The 4,392-nt window shown below is 49.0% G+C and carries 6 protein-coding genes; 1 reads left to right on the top strand and 5 read right to left on the bottom strand.

All coding sequences use genetic code 11. The features are described 5' to 3' along the window. Positions 1–224 precede the first annotated feature (224 nt). Positions 225–1,406 carry a tyrosine-type recombinase/integrase gene (locus BM191_RS16385; protein ID WP_092880321.1) on the top strand — a complete coding sequence of 394 codons (1,182 nt, stop codon included), beginning with the start codon at positions 225–227 and terminating at the stop codon, positions 1,404–1,406. Here the strand turns inward: BM191_RS16385 and BM191_RS16380 are convergent. The 5 genes from BM191_RS16380 to BM191_RS16365 all read right to left on the bottom strand — a co-directional run bounded on the left by BM191_RS16380 (position 1,387) and on the right by BM191_RS16365 (position 4,256). Continuing rightward, positions 1,387–1,578, bottom strand: a complete 192-nt coding sequence (locus BM191_RS16380) for a helix-turn-helix transcriptional regulator (RefSeq protein ID WP_092880318.1) — start codon at positions 1,576–1,578, stop codon at positions 1,387–1,389. The genes BM191_RS16385 and BM191_RS16380 overlap by 20 nt on opposite strands. After that, positions 1,575–2,969: a DEAD/DEAH box helicase gene (locus BM191_RS16375; protein WP_092880315.1), complete on the bottom strand. Its 1,395-nt coding sequence runs from the start codon at positions 2,967–2,969 to the stop codon at positions 1,575–1,577. Before BM191_RS16375 ends, BM191_RS16380 begins: the two co-directional genes overlap by 4 nt. Before the next feature lie 47 nt (positions 2,970–3,016). Then, the gene (locus BM191_RS16370; protein ID WP_092880325.1) at positions 3,017–3,802 is read right to left on the bottom strand and encodes a phage antirepressor KilAC domain-containing protein; all 786 of its coding nucleotides are present in this window, start codon (positions 3,800–3,802) and stop codon (positions 3,017–3,019) included. Positions 3,803–3,894: 92 nt separating this feature from the next. After that, positions 3,895–4,047 (bottom strand): hypothetical protein, encoded by a 153-nt coding sequence (locus BM191_RS16895; RefSeq protein WP_177203366.1) that lies wholly within the window; start codon positions 4,045–4,047, stop codon positions 3,895–3,897. Between the two features lie 2 nt (positions 4,048–4,049). Then, a complete protein-coding gene (locus BM191_RS16365) occupies positions 4,050–4,256 on the bottom strand; it encodes a hypothetical protein (protein WP_092880312.1) in 207 nt (68 codons plus the stop codon). Positions 4,257–4,392: the final 136 nt, after the last annotated feature.

The raw sequence follows: 4,392 nt of genomic DNA, 5'->3' as shown, positions 1-4,392 counted from the left end.
TAGTCATGGAAAAGAAAACTGCTCTGTATTTCGTTGCTCATGCGTGTTTGAACCTGATAGCGTTTGCGTATGTATGTTTATGTTTTTATGGTAGTAATTTCTTGGTTTTTCCTGATTTTGTACATAATAGCTTTCGTACGGCGCTTGTTGATTAACTTGGTACAAGCTAAGATGAGTACATAATAAGTACCAAATCCTATTCTTTCTGAGTACAAAATACTAACATGGCGATCAGCGACACTAAACTACGTTCTCTCTATGGTAAACCATATTCCGGGCCGACTGAAATGACTGATGCTGACGGACTTAGTGTTAGGGTGAGTCCGCGGGGTGTCATCAACTTTCAGTATCGCTATCGATGGGGTGGCAAACAGCATCGTTTAGGAATAGGTAAATACCCTGCAATCTCTCTGAGAGAAGCACGAAACGTCGTTGCAGAATTAAAGGAATCCTTAGACCGCGGGTTAAATCCACGTCACGCAGAGCGTTTTGCTAAAGCCAAATCGCGCCCGACAGTGAGGGATTGTCTCTCTTACTGGCGGGAAACTTATGTAGATGTGAATCTGAGGCCCAGGACTAAAGCCCTCTATTACGCAACTGTTTTAAAACATCTTTCGGGCGCGTTTGAAGGTATACCCCAGGACGAGATCCCTATACGCGGATGGGTAGATTTTTTCACCGCGCAAGAGAGGGCCAACCCCGTACGTGCCAGACAATTGTTAACACAATTTAGGGCGGCGATGGGCTGGTGTATTCGCAGACAGTTTATTGACAACAGTAGCGTTATGAAACTCGCACCGAAAGATGTGGGACGTAAACCCGAAGTGGGGGAAGTGACATTGTCATATAGCCAGCTAGCTAAAATCTGGCTGGCTATTGAACGTAGCAGAGCATCAACAGCTAATAAATTATTACACCAGCTTTTAATGCTTTACGGCGCGCGTAATACTGAAATGCGATGTGCAGTCTACTCAGAATTTGATTTAGAAGAAGAAGTGTGGCTTCTGCCAGCCTCGCGGAGCAAAACTAATAAAATTATACGTCGTCCGATTTTTGCACAAGTATCACCCTTGCTGGAAAAATTGCATACAGCCTACGGCGAAATAATATTTCCGGGTACAGATTTGAAGAAGTCGATGACAATTGCGGGGGCAAATAGATATCTTAAGAGAATCCAGAAAGACTTGGGCATATGCGACTTTACCGCTCACGATTTCAGGCGTACGCTTGCAACCCGGCTTTCAGAAGAGGGAGTGGCCCCGCATGTTGTTGAAAAAATGCTAGGGCATGATTTGGGCGGGGTTTTAGCGGTTTACAATAAACACGATTGGATAGACGAGCAGCGGGACGCTTACGAGCTTTATGCATCCCGCATTTTTGAGCATATCAGGAAGATCTCTGATTAATGCCGCCGTTAAGTATCCAGTACTCGACATCAGCTCGAAGGTATTGTTTGGGATACATAGTGATAGGCTTCGGGAAATTATAACATTTCGTGTACTTATAGATGGTCATCCGTGAGCGAACGCCCACCATGTCCATCACTTCCTGCTCTTTTACTCGAGTTAAGTCGCTCATTTCAAACCTCGCTTTCTCATTGCTTCTAACAGAATATCCTGCACTTCGCGTTTAGAGTCGCGCCGCTGCATGACCAGTTCGTCTACTGTATCAGCGGCGATAAGATGATGTATAAATACCGGGCGGTTGTGCCCTGCCTGTCTCTGGCGGGTTGGCCCGATGCGTTCGATAATTTGCTGATACTGTTCCAGATCCCACCAGTGGGAGAAAAACGCCAGTATGTTTCCGCCATCCTGTAAGTTCAGGCCGTGGCCCGCGCTGGCAGGGTGAGCAAAAAGGACAGGTGTTTTTCCGGCGTTCCAGTCGCGCAGCGTCTGCGGATCGGAATCAAGCTGTTTACCCTTTGGAAAAGCTTTCAGCAAACGGGCTAAGTCGCTTTTAAAGTGATAGGCGACCAGCACCGGCATACCGCCGGATTCGGCAATCACACTTTCCAGCGCCTGTAATTTGGCGTCGTGGATCTCTGACCAGGTGCCTTTGTCGTCGGTATAAACAGCACCGCTGGCAATTTGCAGACATTTCACCGTTTTAGCAGCGGCGTTCTGCGCTTCGATGTCGGTGCCGTCCAGTTCCAGAAACATCTGTTTTTCCATTTCCTGATACTGTTGACGTGCCTTTGCTGGCATCTGCACCCGGATAACGTTGTGGATCGGTTCCTCAATATCAAACCAGTCGGCGGCATCCAGTGAGATAGTTACATCGCGTAGCGCTGCCTGCATTTGCTCCTGTGCAAAGGGGCGTGGTTCCAGCTTTGTCCACTGCTGGCCCGGAAACTGAATATTGTTGAACCAGCGAGAGGTGAATGCGCCAAATGTACGCCCCAGACGCTGGCCCTGATCGACAAACCATGCCTGACCCCACAGGTCGATCAGGCCATTTGGCGCGGGTGTACCGGTAAGATTCATCCAGCGGTGTACGTGCTTATGTGCCACTTTCGCCAGTGCCGCTGCGCGTTTACCACCTTGCCGTAACCGGAATGACTTTAGCCGGGTGCTTTCGTCTGCGACCACCGTACTGAACGGCCAGCGATCCCCCAACGTTTCAACCAGCCAGACCAGGTTATCGTAATTTGTGGTATACACGCTTGCGTTAGTGTTTTGCAGCGCCGCCAGCCGTTCTTTGACTGTGCCGACAATCGGCTGCATCTCAATATTGCGAAGATGGTTCCATTTATCGACTTCATCCGGCCATGTTGACCGCGCCACACGCAGTGGCGCAAGAACCAGCACCGGTTGCGTTTCGGCACCGCACATAAAGAGATCTTCGAGCGTGGTCAGTGTGGCAACGGTTTTACCCATACCCATGCCAGCCCATATATTGGTACGAGGCAAGTTTAGGGAGTGGTCGATAATGAGGTTTTGGTAGGGGCGGGGGGTAAATGCCTGTTGCACGCTGTTGTTCCTGTAAAAAGCCCCGCACTGTGACGGGGCCGGTTATCTTATGCCGCCTGCTGGTTCAGCAACTGTGATAGTTTGGCTAATCCTTTTGGCGTTACCAGTACTTGCTCGACGGTCTTTTCTGAACCATCACCCCTGGTGACAACGGTGACTTTATGCTCCAGCAAACCAGACTGGATCTTGCTTTGATAAGCTAGCCAGCTTTTGCCTCCGGCGCGGCGGTAGATCCAGTTATTGGCGTTGAGGTAAGCGAAGAGGTCTTTTGGCCTGATTTGCAGATCTTTGGCCGCAGTGGTGATACAGGTGCCGCCGTCAGATTTTGAGATGCGGTGCAGGGCATCAACATCCGGTTTCATTTCCTGCACTTGGTTTTCCAGGGTGAGTACCTTTTCGGTATAACCAAGTAGTAAACCGCGCATTGTAGCTGGGTCGTTAAGCACCATCATCGGATCGATAGGCGTTGCTGCCAGTTTACCAGAGCGATAATCGATAAATGTCTGGTTTACCTGTAACTGGAATGCAGGGCTGATCCACCCGGCGTAAGACACTGCAAGCAGTTCGTGAGCAAAAGTCCCCCCGTTACGGCCTTCCAGAGAAACTATGCAGATTTGCACAGTTTCTTTTTGCAGTTCGTTGATGACTTCTTGCGCGGCCTTTGTGCGTAGCCACTGTGCGGGGGCTTTGTTCGTACCTAATCTGCTAGCTTTATGCAGTGCGTTAAGGTTGAAACGCCCTTCATTATCTGTAGCAATTGTAACGCCAGCAATGACAGGGGCATCAAGGTTTGCTATGTTATCCTTAGTTAAGTTCCCACTTAATTGTTGCATGGACGCATCGGTAGTTGGCGCTACTGGTGCGTTTTTTATTTCAAAACTTCTTGTCTGCATTTGCGGCCTCCTGCGCAGCCTGTTGTACAAAATCAATAATTTCTAACGCTAGCTGGTCCCCGCCATTGAAGACCACCAGCAATCCGCGCCGCCTGGGCGTCGATGTGTTTTTTTAGGACTCCTCTGACGCATGGATTTACGTAATATTCAAGTTCTTTGAATGCATATTCAATTTCTTTATCCATTTCTATAAATCCTCAATACTTGCTATTGCGTCATACACGTCTGAGCCGCGAATATGCTCAAAAGCTAAAGCTGCCATTTCGAAAGATAATCGTTCCTGTGGGTGCGGCGATTTCCAGTATTTAAAACCAGGGCGGTGTATGTATCCGTTTAACTCATAAAATTTTCCAGCCAGCTCAATTGCGGCGTCCACAAGTTCTTCATCAGTCATTTTCCACATCCCACGGCGCACCGCCGACCCATTTTCCCGCTGTAAGAATCTCAACTAGTTTTTTCTGTTGAGCATCCTCCGCAGCCAGCGCAATCGATAGCTCTTCATCAGCCCCCGCAGCCAGCGCCGCAGCCTC

Source organism: Izhakiella capsodis, from assembly GCF_900115045.1.
GTDB lineage: Bacteria > Pseudomonadota > Gammaproteobacteria > Enterobacterales > Enterobacteriaceae > Izhakiella > Izhakiella capsodis.
Note: the sequence above shows the minus strand (reverse complement) of the source record. Positions and strands in the feature narration are given on the sequence as shown.